Raw genomic sequence first — 17,157 nt, forward strand, 5'->3', positions numbered from 1 at the left:
CGAAGGAGGAGGGCGCTGGCGGCGATGAGCCATTGTCTTCGTCGAGGATGATACCTCGTTTCGCGCGGCGCTGAGGAGGTTTTTCGCACGGTCGACTGACGCACCGAGGGGCGTGGCTGGCGGCGTTCTCAGAGTTGTGAGTGCGTCTACAACCTGCTAACGGGGGCACGGCGCCGAACAGTCTCATCGCACGCTCGCGCGCTCATCGCGTATTGCTGCGACGCGATCCAGCGCAGCATCCAGGCGCAAGAGCAAGTGAACGGCGTGAGAGATGGGATCGTCGGCCCCTGCCGGAACCACATTGTTGGCGGTATCGGCGCCTGCTATCGCTCCCGCCGTTTTGGACCCTGCGCCTGTCAGGTAACCCAGCGTGGCGTCTGTGCGCGCGAGCGCATCTGCGGCTATTTTCGTAAGCCCGGCGTCCTCGATGCGACCGCTTCTTAGGCAGATTGTTCCGAGTTCTCGCCCCCAATTCTCGCATGCGCCTAGCACCATGACGCGCCTGCGCAGCCTTTCGCGGCGTACCATCCCGAAGCTCGACTGCTCAGATGCAGCGACTGCTTCGAGTTCGCGGAAACGTTGCCCGGTCCCGAGGATGTGGCTGGCGAGGTTGCGCGTCGGCTTGCCTTCCAGCAGCACGGCGGCGGCGCCCCTCACCAAATTGCGCAAGGCATTCAAGAACGCGGCGGCCGCCTCTTCCGTCACATCCCGTTCGCGCCGCACCAGCACGAGGCACGCGACCAGCACGCCCGACGCGACGCCGATAGCCGACTCCTCCAGACGCGTCAGCAGGACATCGAAGGTGAAATACCCCATCATCCCGAACATCAGGCCGAGGATCACCGTAATCCAGAAGACCATGACGCTGTAGGCGATGACATTGGCCTGAAAGGCGAGAAACACGGCGATGACGATGGCAACGATGCTCTGCAGCTCGTGACCGGACAGCAGTGTCGCCAGCAACTGGCCCGCCACCAGTCCGGCCGTGGTGCCGATGACGAACGCGGTGCCTTTTGCCACGGACTCGCCACGCGAACGCGTTTCCCGGAACATGACGAAGGCTGCAAACGCCGCCCAGTACCAGCGATTGGGAAGGATCAATTCGCTGCACGCGATAGCGAGGGTCGAGGCGGTCGCCGTCTGCAGCGCCGGACGCCATGCAGGTGGAGATGCCGCCGGCGGAACGAAGGCCGGATAATCGGGCTCGCCCACCGGCATCTCGGATAGGACGTGGCCGAGCATATCGAGCGCTCCGCCGAGACGGCCTGGCGCAGGGGGCAGCGGCGCTTGCTGGCCTGCAGCCCCGATCACCTCAATCCGCGACAGCAGGGCTACGCGCTCCTCCGGACCGCCGAGATCCTGCAGGGCAATCTGCTCGACACGTCGCGTCGCCAGCTGTATTTCGAACAGCTGCAGCCAGCCCCAGCCCGGGTAGGCCGGCTGCTTAGCCGACGACACGAGCCGTGCCTGGGCAAGCATGATGATTTCATCAAGGCGAGAGGCCTGGCGTCGGAGGCGGCGGCGGCTCGCAGCCGTCCACGAGCCCTTGCCTACCGCGGCTGCGACGAGCGCAAGCACCTTGCTGATGCAACTACGGACTTCGTGGCGCAGGCGCTCGATCTCGGACTCCGGCCGCTCCGGAATCAGGACGCAACGCACCAGCGCGGCAACGGTCGCGGCGACGACTATGACCAGTAGTCGCAGCGGCAGAGTTTCGGCCGGCTGCTTCGAGACGAGCGCGATCAGGTAGGCGATCAGCGAAACCAGCCCGATCGATCCATGACGTGGACTGCGAACCGAGAAGAATGCGATCACGAACATCATGGCAGGCAGCAACACTGCGTCCGCCATCGGCTGATCGATCAGCAGCGCGGCGACGATCGTGGATGCGCATGCCCCAACCCCGCCAATCGCAATGGTCGTGAGTTTCTGGTGGATGGTGCTGTCGCGAACCGTGGCGGCGATGAAGAGGGCGATGGCAAATCCAAGGACGCGGTCGATGACCGGCACACCGGCGATGGTACCCATCAGCGCGACGATGACGAAGGTTGTCAGTCCAGCGAGGGTTGCGCTGACGGCGGCGATCAGGCGCAGCCAGCCTGGGTCGGGCGGGAACAGCCGGTCGAGTGCCGCTCGCACCAGACTCATGCCGGGCGACCGGCGGCAGCAAACTCGTTGAGTTTCTCGTGACATATATTGTTTTTCGTCGGGCAATACCCCGAAGCATTGGAACGCACGGGTCATAGGGGACGAAAATCGAGGTTTTCATTTTCGTATGGCACAATCGGTAGTGCGGCGGCCCTCTAGCCCTCAAAGCCACCAATCTCATCGGTAACGTTCTTCATTCCCACGTGCTGCAAATTTGCCGCGCCGAGTTCGACCGGTTGCCCTGATTACGCAGAACGATGACGCGCTGGTCACAATCGCCAGGGACGATGCGTACGTTGTGCAGTGCGCACTCGGGTCGCACGCCAGCAGAAGCGCGGACTAGTGCTCGCCATAAGCCGAATGCTCGACCTTGCCGCGGAACACCCAGTAGGCATGGGCTTGGTAGGCCAGCACGATCGGAATGATAATGACGATCCCGACGCCCGCGAAGGCAAGCGCTTGAGGATCGGCGGCGCCGTCCCAGATCGAAATGTGCCTCGGTACGATATAAGGCCAGAGGCTGACCGCCAAACCTGCAAAGCCAAGAAGGAACAGCACAACGGAGAGGATGAAAGGTAATGTCTCGCGCTTGCCCCAGAGGCTGCGCCAGATGAAGCAGGCGATGATGGCGGCCGACAACGGCAACGGCGCGAGATAGGCTATGTTGGGCCAGACAAACCATCGGCTTGCGACATTGGGGTCGGCCAACGCGGTCCAGCCACTGACGATAGCCATCATCGCGGCGGCCACAATAAGTGCTGCATGCGCAACCTCGCGGGCAAATATCTGGGTCGAGCCCTCCGTCTTCCAGATGAGCCAACCCGCGCCCAGAAGCGCGTAGCCGCCCAGGAGGCCGAGCCCGCAGAGCAGTCCCAGAATCGTGAAGCAATCGAAGGGCCCGCCGGAAAACATGCCGGCCTCCATCGGTATGCCGCCGATGAAACCGCCGAGGACGAACCCCTGACAGAGGCCAGCCAATATCGATCCACCCGCAAATGCGATATCCCATACCCAGCGATATGACGCAGCCCGCAGCCGGAAGCCGAACGCGATGCCTCGGAATATCAGTGCGAACAGCATGAACATGATGGGCAAATAGAAGGCCGGCAGCAGTACGTAGTAGCCGGCCGGAAACGCGGCAAAGAGCAGCGTGCCGCCCATGACGAGCCAGGTCTCGTTGCCGTCCCAGACGGGTTCTATACTGGCCATCATGACATCACGGTCCGCATCGCGGGGCGCGGCAAGGAAGAGGATCCCGACGCCGAGATCGAAGCCGTCCGCCAGCACATAGACGGCGACGGAAAAGACGGCCACCGCAGCGAACAGCAGCGGAAGATCGAAAGGGAGCAAACTGTCCATCGCGTCATTCTCCCGGCGCGTGGGCGAGGCCGGCCACGGGCGGCGTGGCGGCATTTGCCCCGGCCAGGGTGGGGCCGGATCGGTCCAGTCCCGGCCTCGTCGATCCCGGGTCGGTGATCGAGGCGGAGGGTCCCTTGAGGGCGATACGCGCGGCAAACCAGAAGAAAGCAATCAGCAGCATGTTGTAGACGGCGAAAAAGATCAGCAGTGTTGTTGTGACAGCGCCCGCGCTCACCGGCGCGACGGCGTCTGCCGTGCGCAGATGCCCGTAGATGACGAACGGCTGACGGCCGGCTTCTGTCGTGGTCCAGCCGGCAAGCACGGCGAGAAAGCCGAGCGGTGTTACCGCCATCGCCAGGAGTTGGAACCAGCGTGTCTCAAAGAGGCGTCCGCGCCAGCGCAGCACCGCGCCGATGATCGCGGTTGTGACCAGGACGATGCCGATGCCGACCATGATGCGGAAGGCGAAGAATACAATGGGGACATAGGGGCGGTCGTCACGCGGCACGGCCTTCAGCCCCGGGACCTCGCCGTTCCAGGAGTGCGTTAGATAAAGGCTGGCTATGTGCGGGATGTCGATCGCGAAGCGGTTCTCCTCGGCCTGCATGTCCGGCCATGCGAGCACCGTCATCGGCGCACCGCGCGTGGTGTCCCACAGGCCTTCCATCGCGGCGACCTTGGTCGGCTGATAGACGAGGGTGTTGCGGCCGTGGATGTCGCCCAACACGATCTGGAGCGGCGCCAGAACCAGAGCCATCCACATGGCCATGGAGAAGGCGATGGTCGAGGTTGTGCGATGCTGGCGGCGCCAAAGGTGGAAGGCTGAGACGCCGGCGACCACGAAAGAGCCGGTTAGGATGCTCGCGCAGACCATGTGCGCCAAGCGGTAGGGGAACGACGGGTTGAAGATCACCGTCCACCAGTCCACCACGTGATAGATACCATGTGCATCCGCGACCGCACCTGCCGGCGTCTGCATCCAGCTATTGGCGGCAATAATCCAAGTGGCGCTGAGCAGCGTGCCGACCGCGACCATGCAGCAGGAAAAAAAATGCATGCCCTTGCTGACACGGCCCTCGCCAAACAGAACGATGCCGATGAAGCCGGACTCGAGGAAGAAGGCCGTCAACGCCTCGTACATGAACAACGGTCCGAGCACATTGGCGACCGAGCGCGAGAAACCGGCCCAGTTGGTGCCGATCTCGTAGCTGAGCACTATGCCAGTGACCACACCCATGCCGAAGCCGAGGGCGAAGATGCGGCTCCAGAACCGCATCAGGTCGCGGTAGACGAGCTTGCCTGTCCACCACCACAGGCCGCTGAGCCAGGCAACGAAGCATGCGATGCCAATAGTGAAGGTTGGCCAGAGAATGTGGAATCCGATGGTGAAGGCGAATTGCAGGCGCGCGAGTTCGACGGGGTCCATCGGCATCATACTCCTAGCCGAACCACGTGCTCGGCCGTCATCTCATGACCGTGCGATCGGACCAAGCGGATCTGGATGGCCTTTGAAGATGGCGTGAAGCTGCTCGGATCACGCAAATACAGTGGCACCAGTGGATTCGTCTCAGGATAATAGGCCGCGCAGCAGCCGTCCGGGAATGCGTAGGGGACGATCCTGAACTCTCGCACGGCACGCTTGATGCCGTCGGTCGACTGTGTCACGAGATCGACGCGATCATCAGCTTTCAGTCCCCGTTTATCCATCTCCCTTTGGTTGATAAACAGCACGTCGCGCTGTCCAAAAACGCCGCGATACCGATCGGACAGCGAGTATATCGTGGTGTTGTACTGGTCATGGCTGCGGACCGTAGTCAGCCACAGCCCATCCGCGTCGCCCGGGTCCGGATCTTCCCCAAGACCTTCAAACACCAGAAAATTGGCCCGGCCCGACGGCGTCATCCAGATGCGCTCGCGCGCTGTCGAGGCAAGATGAAATCCTCCGGGAACTCTCACACGAGCGTTGTAGGCCTGGAAAATCGGCAACACGTCCTCGATCGCGCCACGAATAAGATCATAGTCAGCGACTAACCCGTCCCAGTCCACGACCGACCGTGCCCCAAGTGTCGCTTTTGCCATTGCGGCGACAATGGCCGGTTCGCTCAACAGACGTTCGGATGCTGGCCGATTCTGGCCCGCCGACGCGTGCACCATCGACATGGAATCCTCGACGGTGATGGACTGGGGGCCTGTCGCCTGGTTGTCGACCTCGGTACGTCCCAGACAGGGAAGGATCAGCGCCTCTCGGCCGATAATCAAATGGCTGCGGTTGAGTTTGGTCGATATCTGGACCGTCAGATCAAGGCTGCGAATCGCGTTTTGTGTTTGCTGCCAATCCGGAACCGCGGCCGCGAAATTGCCTCCCATGGCGATGAAGACCTTCACTTCGCCGCGGACCATGGCTTCAAGGGCGGTGACGACATTGTGGCCGTGGGCACGGGGTGGTTTGAAGCCGAACCTGCGCTCCAATCGGTCAAGGAATTCATCCGAGGGAGTTTCCGTGATGCCAACCGTGCGGTCGCCCTGCACATTGGAGTGACCCCGCACGGGGCAGACGCCAGCGCCAGGCTTGCCGACATTGCCGCGCATGAGCGCCAGGTTGGCGATCTGCTGCACGTTCTGCGTGCCTCTGGAATGCTGGACAATGCCCATTCCATAGACGAGGATCGCCCTGTCGGCACGCATATAGACCTCGGCCGCCGCCGTAATATCGGCTTGGCTCAGTCCGGACATGCGTTCGATCGCGTCCCATGGCGTGGCACGAAGATCGGCAACAACTGCGTCAAGACCCTGGGTGTGGCCGTGGATGAAATCCCAGTCGAGCACGTGGGGCTTATCGGCGGCAACCGCGGATTCGTCCGCCTCGACAAGCACCTTCATCATTCCCTTCAGAACAGCGACATCTCCACCAACGCGGACCTGATAGAGCCTGGAGCTGATCGGTGTCGACGTCATCGTCACCATTTCGATCGGGTTTTGCGGTGCCTGAAAGCGCTCGAGAGCACGCTCGCGGAACGGGTTGAACGAGATGATCGCCGCACCGCGCCGTGATGCGTTATGAAGGCTGGTCATCATACGTGGACTATTGGTGCCTGGGTTCTGGCCAAATATGAAGATTGCATCCGCAAGGTCGAAATCCTCCAACAGGCACGTGCCTTTCCCAACGCCCAGAGATTTCGGCAAGCCTACGCTTGTCGATTCATGGCACATGTTGGAGCAGTCCGGAAAATTGTTGGTGCCAAACTCGCGCACAAAGAGCTGGTACAGGAATGCCGCCTCATTCGATGTCCTGCCCGATGTATAGAACTCGGCGGCGTTCGGGTCGGCAAGGCCGTTCAGATGGCGCCCAATCAAGGCAAAGGCATCATCCCAGTCGATCGGCAGGTAGCGATCGGAAGCGCGGTCATAAACCATCGGGTCGGTGATGCGGCCCTGCATTTCCAGGTCATAGTCGCTCCAGCCTTCGAGTTCGCTCACGGTGTGCGCTGCAAAGAATTCCGGCATGCAACGCCTCGCCGTAGCCTCCCAGGCGACCGCCTTCGCACCGTTTTCACAGAATTCAAAAGATGATGTGTGTTTGGGGTCGGGCCATGCGCAGCCTGGACAATCAAAGCCGGTCGGCTGGTTCATGCGCAGGAGCGTCGTCGAGCCACTGAGGGCGATGCCTTGCTCTGTCAGGGCTGTTCCGGTCGCTCGCAACGCGCCCCAGCCTCCGGCCGCGGATTTGTAGGGCCGAATCGACTTCCTGGGTGCCATGCGTTGAAATCCTCGAGATTGGGTGCGGAGTGTTGCGCTCGAGCGAAGAAATGTCTTTCGAAAACGCCGCCCCAATTCGAGTTTCGCCCGTTTCGCCGATGGCTTTGCTATTGGCTTCTCGGCGAAGTCAGTCACCAGCGTGTTAATCCTGGTCTCGCGAGCGGCGCCAGTTCGGTTAGCTGTTCTCGCCAAATCAAATAATGCGCCCAGCGGATAGCCTCCGGCAAAAATCCTCAACTATGGCTCTGCCCAAATAGGTTACCCAGCCATACCTACGGATGATTCATGCCAATAGAAAAATCTATGTATGCTTTTGTGAATTTCGGTGCGGCGGGTTTTGCTGGGGCGCTGATTTGTACAGCACTTAAGCTCAATACATGCCGAAACCTCTGGTCGCGAAATTCGCAAGGCCTATCGAGAAAATCATGACGAAATCGTCAAATTACTGTTACTGTTGCGGAGGCCTAAACCCTCCGAAAACACATTACTATCTCGACAACTTCAAAAAACGCTTTTCTGCGATGCGTTGCAGGGATGGAGCAAGAGAATGGAATGCCTGAACTGCGCTTGTGAGGTGAAGATACCTCGCCAGTACTACTTCTGCTCCCTGGAATGTTTCGGCGAGACGACCCGCAATACCGACTGGAGGATGTTGAGCGATGGACTTCCGCCTAGTGGCCGTCCTGTTGGCAGCCAGTCCCGCACTGGCCGAGGTCCAAACGTCCCACGTCCCAGTTCGCCCTTCCGAGGGAACTACGGACAGGGGCACGAGAAGTGGCACAACATCTAGCTGGGCTTGCATAAAGAGTGCCGGAACACCCCTGCTCGCCGAACGAAGCCGCCCCACATTTGCGCGGCTGGGAACAACGTCCACGGTTCATACTTCCTGACAACGGAACTGATCTCGCTGCCGGAAGGATGGAAAGGGATGACGCAATGTTGCGTTGTAAACAGGAGCTACGACATGGATACACTTCAACGGTCGACATCAGTCGCAAAGGCCCTCGCAACCCGCCGCTTGGGCCGCACCGACATGCAGATCACGCGTGTCGGGTTCGGCGCCTGGGCGATCGGCGGAGCCGATTGGGCCGTTGGTTGGGGTGCACAGGACGATGGCGACTCGATCACTGCAATACGGCATGCGGTGGAACGCGGTATCAATTGGATCGACACGGCGGCTATTTACGGCCTCGGCCACTCGGAAGAGGTCGTGCGTCAAGCGCTCGCTGAGATTCCGGCCAATGAGCGGCCTTACGTTTTCAGCAAGTGCGGCCTCATCTGGGACGAAAACGATCGCCAAGCGCTCCCCAGCAAAGTCGGCGCGCCCGCAAGCATCCGCCGCGAGGTGGAAGCCTCGCTGAAGCGCCTCGGCGTTGAGCGCATCGATCTCTACCAAATGCACTGGCCGGCCGAGGATGGCACGCCGCTCGAAGTGTACTGGCAAACGCTCCTCGACCTGAAGAAGGAGGGCAAGGTATGTGCCGTCGGCCTTTCCAATCATAGTACCGCGCAGTTGGAAACGGCCGAAAGCCTGGGCCATGTCGACACGCTGCAGCCGCCGTTCTCCGCGATCCGCCGCGATGTCGCCAAGGCCGAACTGCCCTGGTGCCACGCTCATGAGACCGGCGTCATTGTCTATAGCCCCATGCAATCCGGCCTCCTCACCGGCCGCTTCACGACCGCACGCGCCCGGGCCCTGCCGAAAGACGACTGGCGATCCCGCAATGCGGAATTCTCCGGCGAAAAGCTCACCCGCAACCTGGCGTTCGCCGATGCCTTAAAACCGATCGCGGAGCGTCACAGCGCCAGCGTTGCCGCGGTTGCGATCGCCTGGACGCTGGCCTGGCCGGGGGTGACGGGTGCGATCGTCGGCGCCCGCAGCCCGGCTCAGGTGGACGGCTGGCTCGACGCGGCAAGCCTCGAATTGACCGGGCGGGATTTGGCTGAGATCGCTGCCGCCATCGAAGCGACCGGCGCCGGTTCGGGCCCGTTGCAGCCCGGAAAGTGATCGCACCGATGACGATCATCGAGGCACGTAGTCAGGCGCGGCTCCTCGGCTTGCCGGGGAGCCTGCGCCGAGGCTCTTACTCCCTTGCCGTCCTGCGAGGCCTCCAGCTCGCGTTGGGTCCGGCGGTTGATCTCCAGATCGGCGACCTGCGGCTGCCTCTTTACGACCAGGACGAAGATGGAGCATCGACACCGCAGACGGTGCAGGCGTTCAGGCAAGCTGTCGCGGAAAGCGACGGGGTCGTGATCGCGACGCCGGAGTACAATCACGGCATTCCCGGCGTCCTCAAGAACGCGCTTGACTGGGCGTCGAGGCCTCTCGGTCGATCGGCGTTGACCGGCAAAGCGGTGCTCGTCATCTCCGTGTCGCCGGCCTTTACCGGCGGCGTTCGTGCTCAGGCACAGGCCAACGAGACGCTGCTCGCCATCCAGTCACGTCCCGTTCTCGGTCCGCAGGTCGTCATCGGTAACGTTGCCGACAAGATCAGAGATGGACGATTGGTCGATGAGCCCAGCCTGCGCTTCGCCTTGTCGGCGATTGATCGCCTGATCGCCCTTTGTCCAGCTGTTCGTCAGGCCGAGTATGCGCACCCGTCGTCGAGCTGAGGTCGGGATATTATCCAAAGACACTGCGGTGAAAGGAGCCGTAGACTAACGCGCCGGATGGCGGCGACCTTATCAGGGCTCGTTTCGGCCATTGTCCGGATGCCGTAGGCAAGCACGTGATCTGCGTCCTCATAGAGGCGCGCATCGCAGCGGCGAAGGGGCTCCTTGTCCTCACCTGGCGACTCGTTCTGCACGTAGAACGTCATGCGGCCTGCTCCAGACGCGAGGGCAAGGCAAACTGAAACGTGGCGCCCGGCCCCTCATTGGGCGACGCCCAGATCGTTCCGCCGTGGCTCTCGACTATAGAGCGGCAGATCGACAGCCCCATGCCCATGCCGCTAGGCTTGGTGCTGTAGAACGCCTCGAAGATCCCCCTGACGCTTTGCGGATCAATGCCGACGCCCGTGTCCCGGATGGCTATCAGCACCTGCCCGGGGCCATGCCTTTGCGACCGTATGGCCAGCTCGCGCGGCCGGCTGTCGACCGAGGCCATGGCGTCCACTCCATTGACCAGCAGGTTGATGATCACCTGCTGCAGCTGGACCCTGTCACCGAGCACGGCTGGCAGCGTCGGAGCCAGTTCCAGGCGCAGCGACACCTGGTGTTTGAGCACCTCGTGCTGCACCAGCGGGATCACCTCGCTGATCGCGTCGTTGATGTTCAGCGCCGCCTTCTGTGTCTCGGTCTTCCTCGAAAGCGCGCGAAGTCGCTGGATGATCTCGCTTGCCCGCCTGCCATTGTTGATCATGGCATCAAGAGCCTCACGCACCTCGGTGAGGTCCGGCACCTCGCGGTCGAGCCACTGCAGGCAAACCTCACCGTTGGTGACGATGGCGGCGAGCGGCTGGTTGACTTCATGGGCGATCGAGGCGGTCAGCTCGCCCAGCGTTGTCACGCGCGCGACATGCACGAGATTTGCCTGCGTCTGACGCAGCGCTTCTTCGGCGCGCTTCTGCTCTGACAGAGAGGCGATCAACGCGCAGGCCAGAACAACGAACGTAACGCTGGCAACCGCCAGCGCTAGATTGGTTTGATCGAGATTTGCGTTTCCTTGGGCGTCGTGAACGGAGCCGTGAGCGGTAAAAATGGCCGCTTCCATAGCCGTGTAGTGCATGCCGGAAATGGCCAGCCCCATGACGATGGCGGCAACGAGTTTTTGTTCAGGAGCCGTGGTTCGGAATGCCAGCCATAGTGACACCGTCGCCGCGCCAATCGCTATGGCCAGGGAGAGCGCAACGAATAAGCGGTCGTAGCTGAGCTGGGCGGGCCCCCGCATCGCCGCCATGCCGACGTAATGCATAGCCGCAATGCCAAGTCCCATGCAGATGCCGCTGAGCATGAGGCGAAACGGTGATGCCCTTCGGCGACTGATGACGTAAAAACCGCCGCCGGTTACGCAGATCGCAACCGCGAGCGAAAGGGTGGTCAATCCGATGTCGTAGGACATCGGAGACGGCATGATGAAGGCGAGCATGGCGACGAAGTGCATCGACCATATTCCGCCCCCCATTGTGATCGCGGCCGCCACCAGCCACAGGTGACGCGCAAGTCCTCGCGTGGCCACCACGTGCCCACCGAGATCGAGGGCAGTGTAAGACGCGAAGACGGCGACCAGAATCGAAAAAGCGACGAGATACGGATTGTGTGTTCCGGTAACGATCATCGGGATCAGCCCAATTTTCAGATCCGAGTCCGGTGGGCGACCTATCCGCCAATGTGCCGGTTGGGCCTACCACAATCCGATCCCAGAAGCCATCGGCTCGACCCAGGATACGAGCTGCGGTTCGCACCGAGGTCAGCTGCGATTCCACGAAGGCTCGTATGCAGTGATGCCGATCCTGTGGAAGTATTTCCAGTATCTGTTTACGGAAATCTATCTCGACCACTAGGCGCGTTTGGCAGGCCGGGTTGTGACGGGGCTATGCGGCGATACACGAAGCTTTCAGCGGCTTTGTCGCTTTGGCTTCCCACCGAAACCGCAGTTGTGAGGGCATCGTCGATAAACTTTCCCATGCGAGCGTGGATCGGCGACTTGATGCAGGCCGGGTCTGTCGCGGCGGGATCGCCGGCAATCGCCATCGCCTGACATCGGCAACCACCCCAGTCGATCTCGCGCCGTTCGCAGCCACGACACGGCTCCTGCATCCAATCCGTTCCACGGAAAGCGTTGAACGACGGTGAATCGGCCCAGATCTCGGCCAGCGTGCGTGGCCCGAAACGCTCGAAGCGTAATGAGGGGATCGTCTGCGCGGCGTGGCAAGGCAACACAGTGCCGTCGGGTGCGACCATGAAAGCGTCATGCGCCCAACCGCCCATGCAGGGCTTGGGATAGATCGCGAAATAATCCGGCGTGACGAAATCGATGTTCATGATCCCACGCAGCCGCTCCTGGGCGGCTTCGACAATTTCCACTTGCCGCTCGACGGAAGCGCGTCTCGGCATCAACGCATCGCGATTGACGAGCGCCCAGCCTGCATACTGTACGTTGGCTATCTCCAGCCGCTCGGCGCCAAGCGAGAGCGCAAGCTCGATGAATTCCGGCACTTCCTCGATATTGTGGCGGTGGATCGGCGCGTTAATGGTGAGCGGCAAGCCAGCCGCCCGCACGCGCCTCGCCGTCTCCCGCTTCTTCTCAAAGCCGCCGCGATAGTGTCCGATCAGCTCGGCCGTCGCCGATCGTGCGCCCTGGAAACTCACCTGGATATGATCGAGACCGGCCTCGGCCAAGGCTTCGATGCGGCCTTCGGCGATGCCGACGCCGGCGGTGATGAGATTGGTATAGACGCCGCGTTCGGAAAGGCCGGCAACCAATTGCTCGAGGTCGCGGCGGAGCGTCGGCTCGCCGCCCGAAAGATGGACCTGGAGAACGCCGAGGTCCGCGGCTTGCCGGAACAGATCGAGCCAGGTTTGCATATCGAGTTCGCGATTGGCCTTTAGGAGTTCGGTTGGATTGGAACAATAAGGACATTGCAGCGGGCAGCGGTGGGTCAGTTCCGCCAGCATGGCGATAGGTGGGATATGGGACCCGTTCATAGCGACACCAACAATTTGTCGCTCCACTCCTGGAGGAAAGCGGTGACGTCGCCGGCCACTTCTCCCTCCGGTGCGTCATATGCCACTGCGAGATCGGCGATGATCTGGCCAACGGGGGAGCGTCCGTCGCAACGGCGCAGGATGTCGAGGCTGATGTCGTTCGGCCAGAAAATTTGCTCCGGTGAAAGTACGGCAATAGCCTGTCGCACGGGATCGAGCCGGATGCGCACATGTTTTGGCAGCGACGGCACCGACCGCAGCGAGACCATTGTTCTTTCGCGCGGCGCCGTCATTATGCTTCCTGCGGCCGGAAAGCGCCGGGCGGGATGTTCTTCTCCTCGCCATAGGCATGCTGAAGCGCCGGTACGCGCTCGCCTATAATCGCTGGTGAGATCAGTTCCGTCAGGGACGAGGCGACCGCCAGCCTCCCGCTTTCCACGGCATCCGCATCAAGACCGAGCGAGGCTGCGAGATGCAGCCAGCGTGCCACGCCGCCGCTCCGGCCATCCTCGCCGTCATGGTCCTCTATGCGCTTGCGCCACGCCGCCCGAAAGGTCGGATCCTTGGCGCGCGCGAGGATCGTGGCGTCCTTGCGGGGAATGACCGCCTGGTAGCAGTAACGGTTCAACGCCCAGGCCTGCATCTTCGATAGGGAGCCCGCGGTCATCCTGTGGTGGAAGAGGTGGCGATTGTGACAGCGCTCGGCGCCTACCTGCCGGAGCACCGCTTCCAGTCCCGTTGCGGACAATCCGCTTCTGGCCGCGTCATGGAAACCGCTCACAATTCTATCTCCATGCCGTCATCTGCGACTTCCCAGCCCGACGCCCTGACTACCGCATGTTCGGACGAGTTTTCGTCGAGAACCGGATTGGTGTTGTTGATGTGGACAAAGATGCGGCGTCCGATCTCCGCGCCGGCCAGCCTGGCGATCGACCCTGTCTCTCCCGACATTGCGAGATGTCCCATGCGCGCGCCGGTCTTCTCTCCGACGCCGGCTGCGATCATCTCGTCGTCGGTGTAGACCGTGCCATCGAACAACAGGCAGGCCGCGCCGTCCAGACGCGAGCGCAAAACCGCATCGATGCGCGCGCAGCCGGGAATATAGAAGACCGAGCCGCCGCCTTTGTCGCTGGTGATGCGCACCCCGATCGTATCGCCCTTGTCGGAACTGAAATCGGCTTCGGGCAGGGCGGAATCCTCCAGATAGAGCGCCACCTTTCCAGGAACTGCGAAGCTCTCGATCGTCACGCCAGTTTTCCGGCCGTTCGCATCGCAAATCTTCAGTTCACCTTCCGGCGGGAGCACGCGCCGCGGCACGATTGCCGGATCGAGCACGTTGAAAATTGAATTCGCCTCGAGTACTGCCAGAACCTGCGTCGCTGCATAGATGGCGAAAGGCTGGCGCTCGCGCAGGGTGAGCAGGCCGGCGACGTGATCGACATCGCCATTGGTAAGCACCACCGCTCGGATCGGCGTCGAGCGCGGCGGCGCGGCGGCGCTGGGCTCCAATTCGGACGTTTGCGCGATCTGTTGGCGGATGTCGGGGGAGGCGTTGAAGAGAACCCAGTCGCGACCGTCGGCGGATGCAGCGAGGCTCGATTGCGTCCGCTGGGAGATGCCCGCTGCCCCGGCACGGGCCGCACGGCTCAGCCGGTAATTGCAGTTCCACTGCGGAAAACCGCCGCCTGCGGCCGATCCGACGATCTTCAGGCGCACGGTGGTTTCCACTTCGCGGCGTTCTCCATCGCCCCCAGAAATCGCAACCGTGGAAGCGTCACGGCCGACATCGTACGCGTCCAGGCTTGTCATGGGTTTACCCGATGGGAAGGTGCGTGCCCCTGACCCGGGGACACGCACCTCTGCTGCCTATTTCTTGGGAGTCATTCTTGCAGGCAGATACCGCGATATTTCCAGGCTTGCGGGGACCTGGCACATGCTCGGTTTGGTCCAGCTCTTCTTCATTTGTTTTCTCCTGTTGCGCCGGTCCGAAAGGACCGATCCGGTAGCTGATCAGCCATTGCGAGGCATCGGTGTGCAATGGCTCGTCCATCACTTTGAAAATGGACAAATGAAACAAAACGTCCTGAAAAACTCGAAACCGAATCCGGCGGCTCGTCCGATGCTGTTCTTGCGGATCGCTGCAGCCGGATTCTTGTTCGATCGCCTGTTGCGTCAATTGTTGGACGCGGTCGGGGAACCGTTCGACGACACCCGCCATACGGTGTCTCCCAGGTCGTCCGCTACCAACAGTCCGCCGGATCGATCGACCGCCAAACCAACAGGCCGCCCGCGCGCCTGGTTGCTCGCATCGAGAAAGCCGGTGACGACGTCCTGCGCCGGGCCGCTGGGGCGTCCCCCGCTAAACGGCACGAAAACCACCTTGTAACCATTGAGGGGGGTTCGATCCCAGCTTCCATGTTCGCTTACGAAGGCACCGCCGTGGTAGCTTGGGGGAAGGTTGGTGCCTGCATACATCGCCACACCCAATGGCGCCACGTGAGAGCTCAAGGCGTAGTCCGGCGGGATCGCCGTGGCCACCAGGTCCGGTCGCTGCGGTTGGACCCGAGGGTCGAGGTGCTGGCCGTAATAGCTATAGGGCCAGCCGTAGAAAGCTCCGTCCCGAACCGAGGTCAGATAATCCGGAACCAGGTCGGGACCGATCTCGTCGCGCTCGTTGACGACGGCCCAGAGCTTGCCGGTCACAGGCTCCCAGGCAAGCCCTGTCGGATTGCGCAGGCCGCTGGCGAAGATACGATGGGCGCCCGATGCCCGGTCGACCTCCCAGATCGCAGCTCGTTCATATTCGGCCCCAATTCCGTTCTCGGTGATGTTGCTGTTTGATCCGACCCCCACATAGAGCTTGGAGCCATCCGGGCTGGCCACCATACTTTTTGTCCAATGATGATCGATGGGTCCACCTGGCAGGTCGGTTAGCTTGGTGCCGGGGGCACTGATGCTGGTTTGCCCGTCCTGATAGGGATAGCGGACGATTCCATCGGTGTTGGCAACGTAGAGATCATGGCCAACCAATGCGACGCCAAAGGGTGAATTGAGGCGGTCTAGGAAAACGGTTCGCAGCTCGGGAACGCCGTCGCCATTGGTATCGCGGAGCAGCGTGATGCGATTTCCGCCCTCGGCGGTTGCGCCAGCGTACCAGGTGACCCAGCTTTGAACTATGTCCTTGGGGCGGTAGATCGGCGCTTTCGGACCATTGCTTTCAACCACCAACACGTCCCCGTTGGGAAGGGTGTAGAGGGATCTTGGATGCTCAAAGCCGGTGGCGAAAGCATGGACCTGCAATCCCGCCGGCACCGTCGGAGTTTCCTGTCCCCATGCGACGACTTTCGCGACCTTTATCGGCGGTACCAAAAACTGCTGCAGCGCGGGCAGCGGGGGATTGGCACCGACCTGTTTGCTGGGGTCGCCGCCACCATTGTCACAGCCGGCGAGACCCAGCCCGGCAACAGCGACAACGAGAGAGGCCAGACGAGGCCGCTTCATCGAATGTGCAATTTTGACAGCGTGCATTATATGCTTGCTCCAATGCGATAGCGATATACCGAGCCGACCCAGGCACCGATCAACAGGATGATTATGGTGAGGGCGGAAAGCGTCAGGCCCGTTGGCACAACTGCCGTGTAGCCGTCGCGGCTGTGGACGAAGGCATTTATCAGCGAGAGCAGAACGGCGAGCGCGTAGCCAACCGCGTAAGGCAAGGCAAGCGTACGGCCTCGCTTGCCGCGGACAAAGTCGATTACGAAAGCTATGACCGCAAAGCCTGCCAGGATGAGGCCGGCCGTTATCAGCCAGATGGAGAACGTCTCCCACGTCACGGCTACGGTCTGCCAATAGATGATATCGGTGACCAAAGCGCCCGCGAAGCAAGCGATGGAAAACGCCACCAATAGCGGAAGAATTGCTTGTCTTCCGACGGTCAAGTCCATCCGGTCGGGTGAAGTGCTGGTGCTATCGGTTGTCATTGTAGTGCCATCCGGTTACCCAAGTTACACCCCGAACGTAACCGCAGGTCGATGAGCCGGACTATTAAACGAAGGCTTATCTATCTGTTACGTCCGGTTGAGAAGGGAATACTTAGGTTTAGGGTCGGTCGCCTAACGGCAAGAATGACGCAAGAGCAGCAATCCTCGGCAAGCGGTGCCTTGCCTTGATGAATTACAATTCATCGACGCGCGGTCGCCATAGCTCCACACAATAACGGCTGGTCAACGTCTTGCTGACCGATGATGT

General features: G+C 61.5%; 14 protein-coding genes. 2 read left to right on the forward strand and 12 right to left on the reverse strand.

Annotated elements, in window-relative coordinates:
- Positions 1 to 183: 183 nt before the first annotated feature.
- The 4 genes from NKI85_RS24345 to NKI85_RS24360 form a co-directional block, all read right to left on the reverse strand.
- The gene (locus tag NKI85_RS24345) at positions 184 to 2,148 is read right to left on the reverse strand and encodes an FUSC family protein (protein ID WP_352778387.1); all 1,965 of its coding nucleotides are present in this window, start codon (positions 2,146 to 2,148) and stop codon (positions 184 to 186) included.
- Between the two features lie 339 nt (positions 2,149 to 2,487).
- The gene (gene cydB, locus NKI85_RS24350) at positions 2,488 to 3,507 is read right to left on the reverse strand and encodes a cytochrome d ubiquinol oxidase subunit II (RefSeq protein ID WP_352778389.1); all 1,020 of its coding nucleotides are present in this window, start codon (positions 3,505 to 3,507) and stop codon (positions 2,488 to 2,490) included.
- A 4-nt stretch (positions 3,508 to 3,511) separates the two neighbouring features.
- Complete coding sequence (locus NKI85_RS24355; protein WP_352778391.1) at positions 3,512 to 4,933, reverse strand: cytochrome ubiquinol oxidase subunit I; 1,422 nt, start codon at positions 4,931 to 4,933, stop codon at positions 3,512 to 3,514.
- Positions 4,934 to 4,938: 5 nt separating this feature from the next.
- On the reverse strand, positions 4,939 to 7,263 hold the full coding sequence (locus NKI85_RS24360; RefSeq protein WP_352778393.1) for an FdhF/YdeP family oxidoreductase: 2,325 nt from the start codon (positions 7,261 to 7,263) through the stop codon (positions 4,939 to 4,941).
- A 1,018-nt stretch (positions 7,264 to 8,281) separates the two neighbouring features.
- On the opposite strand from NKI85_RS24360, the gene NKI85_RS24365 reads away from it, so the two are divergent.
- Positions 8,282 to 9,271, forward strand: a complete 990-nt coding sequence (locus NKI85_RS24365; RefSeq protein ID WP_352778395.1) for an aldo/keto reductase — start codon at positions 8,282 to 8,284, stop codon at positions 9,269 to 9,271.
- An 8-nt stretch (positions 9,272 to 9,279) separates the two neighbouring features.
- On the forward strand, positions 9,280 to 9,876 hold the full coding sequence (locus tag NKI85_RS24370; protein ID WP_352526915.1) for an NADPH-dependent FMN reductase: 597 nt from the start codon (positions 9,280 to 9,282) through the stop codon (positions 9,874 to 9,876).
- 202 nt (positions 9,877 to 10,078) lie between these two features.
- On the opposite strand, the gene NKI85_RS24375 is transcribed toward NKI85_RS24370, so the two are convergent.
- The 8 genes from NKI85_RS24375 to NKI85_RS24410 all read right to left on the reverse strand — a co-directional run bounded on the left by NKI85_RS24375 (position 10,079) and on the right by NKI85_RS24410 (position 16,889).
- A complete protein-coding gene (locus tag NKI85_RS24375; RefSeq protein ID WP_352778397.1) occupies positions 10,079 to 11,539 on the reverse strand; it encodes an MHYT domain-containing protein in 1,461 nt (486 codons plus the stop codon).
- A gap of 200 nt (positions 11,540 to 11,739) precedes the next feature.
- Complete coding sequence (gene pqqE / locus NKI85_RS24380; RefSeq protein ID WP_352778399.1) at positions 11,740 to 12,909, reverse strand: pyrroloquinoline quinone biosynthesis protein PqqE; 1,170 nt, start codon at positions 12,907 to 12,909, stop codon at positions 11,740 to 11,742.
- Positions 12,906 to 13,202 carry a pyrroloquinoline quinone biosynthesis peptide chaperone PqqD gene (pqqD, locus tag NKI85_RS24385; RefSeq protein WP_352778402.1) on the reverse strand — a complete coding sequence of 99 codons (297 nt, stop codon included), beginning with the start codon at positions 13,200 to 13,202 and terminating at the stop codon, positions 12,906 to 12,908. Before pqqD ends, pqqE begins: the two co-directional genes overlap by 4 nt.
- On the reverse strand, positions 13,202 to 13,690 hold the full coding sequence (locus tag NKI85_RS24390) for a thiaminase II/PqqC family protein (RefSeq protein ID WP_352778404.1): 489 nt from the start codon (positions 13,688 to 13,690) through the stop codon (positions 13,202 to 13,204). The genes pqqD and NKI85_RS24390 overlap by 1 nt, the downstream gene beginning before the upstream one ends.
- Positions 13,687 to 14,625, reverse strand: a complete 939-nt coding sequence (pqqB, locus tag NKI85_RS24395) for a pyrroloquinoline quinone biosynthesis protein PqqB (RefSeq protein WP_352778449.1) — start codon at positions 14,623 to 14,625, stop codon at positions 13,687 to 13,689. Before pqqB ends, NKI85_RS24390 begins: the two co-directional genes overlap by 4 nt.
- Positions 14,626 to 14,722: 97 nt before the next feature.
- The gene (locus tag NKI85_RS24400) at positions 14,723 to 15,127 is read right to left on the reverse strand and encodes a hypothetical protein (protein ID WP_352778406.1); all 405 of its coding nucleotides are present in this window, start codon (positions 15,125 to 15,127) and stop codon (positions 14,723 to 14,725) included.
- A complete protein-coding gene (locus tag NKI85_RS24405; protein WP_352778452.1) occupies positions 15,082 to 16,410 on the reverse strand; it encodes a PQQ-dependent sugar dehydrogenase in 1,329 nt (442 codons plus the stop codon). The genes NKI85_RS24400 and NKI85_RS24405 overlap by 46 nt, the downstream gene beginning before the upstream one ends.
- Positions 16,411 to 16,436: 26 nt before the next feature.
- Complete coding sequence (locus NKI85_RS24410) at positions 16,437 to 16,889, reverse strand: DUF2231 domain-containing protein (protein ID WP_352778408.1); 453 nt, start codon at positions 16,887 to 16,889, stop codon at positions 16,437 to 16,439.
- Between the last annotated feature and the right edge of the window lie 268 nt (positions 16,890 to 17,157).

The organism is Mesorhizobium sp. M0571, assembly GCF_040320985.1.
Taxonomy (GTDB): Bacteria; Pseudomonadota; Alphaproteobacteria; order Rhizobiales; family Rhizobiaceae; genus Mesorhizobium.

What these genes read in the sequence shown, in the direction of transcription:
- NKI85_RS24370 (WP_352526915.1), top strand. Translation starts at nt 9,280, where the DNA reads ATGACGATCATCGAGGCACGTAGTCAGGCGCGGCTCCTCGGCTTGCCG.
- NKI85_RS24345 (WP_352778387.1), bottom strand. Translation starts at nt 2,148, where the DNA reads ATGAGTCTGGTGCGAGCGGCACTCGACCGGCTGTTCCCGCCCGACCCA.
- NKI85_RS24360 (WP_352778393.1), bottom strand. Translation starts at nt 7,263, where the DNA reads ATGGCACCCAGGAAGTCGATTCGGCCCTACAAATCCGCGGCCGGAGGC.
- pqqE (WP_352778399.1), bottom strand. Translation starts at nt 12,909, where the DNA reads ATGAACGGGTCCCATATCCCACCTATCGCCATGCTGGCGGAACTGACC.
- NKI85_RS24400 (WP_352778406.1), bottom strand. Translation starts at nt 15,127, where the DNA reads ATGGCGGGTGTCGTCGAACGGTTCCCCGACCGCGTCCAACAATTGACG.
- NKI85_RS24410 (WP_352778408.1), bottom strand. Translation starts at nt 16,889, where the DNA reads ATGACAACCGATAGCACCAGCACTTCACCCGACCGGATGGACTTGACC.
- pqqD (WP_352778402.1), bottom strand. Translation starts at nt 13,202, where the DNA reads ATGACGGCGCCGCGCGAAAGAACAATGGTCTCGCTGCGGTCGGTGCCG.
- NKI85_RS24405 (WP_352778452.1), bottom strand. Translation starts at nt 16,410, where the DNA reads ATGAAGCGGCCTCGTCTGGCCTCTCTCGTTGTCGCTGTTGCCGGGCTG.
- NKI85_RS24355 (WP_352778391.1), bottom strand. Translation starts at nt 4,933, where the DNA reads ATGGACCCCGTCGAACTCGCGCGCCTGCAATTCGCCTTCACCATCGGA.
- NKI85_RS24375 (WP_352778397.1), bottom strand. Translation starts at nt 11,539, where the DNA reads ATGATCGTTACCGGAACACACAATCCGTATCTCGTCGCTTTTTCGATT.
- cydB (WP_352778389.1), bottom strand. Translation starts at nt 3,507, where the DNA reads ATGGACAGTTTGCTCCCTTTCGATCTTCCGCTGCTGTTCGCTGCGGTG.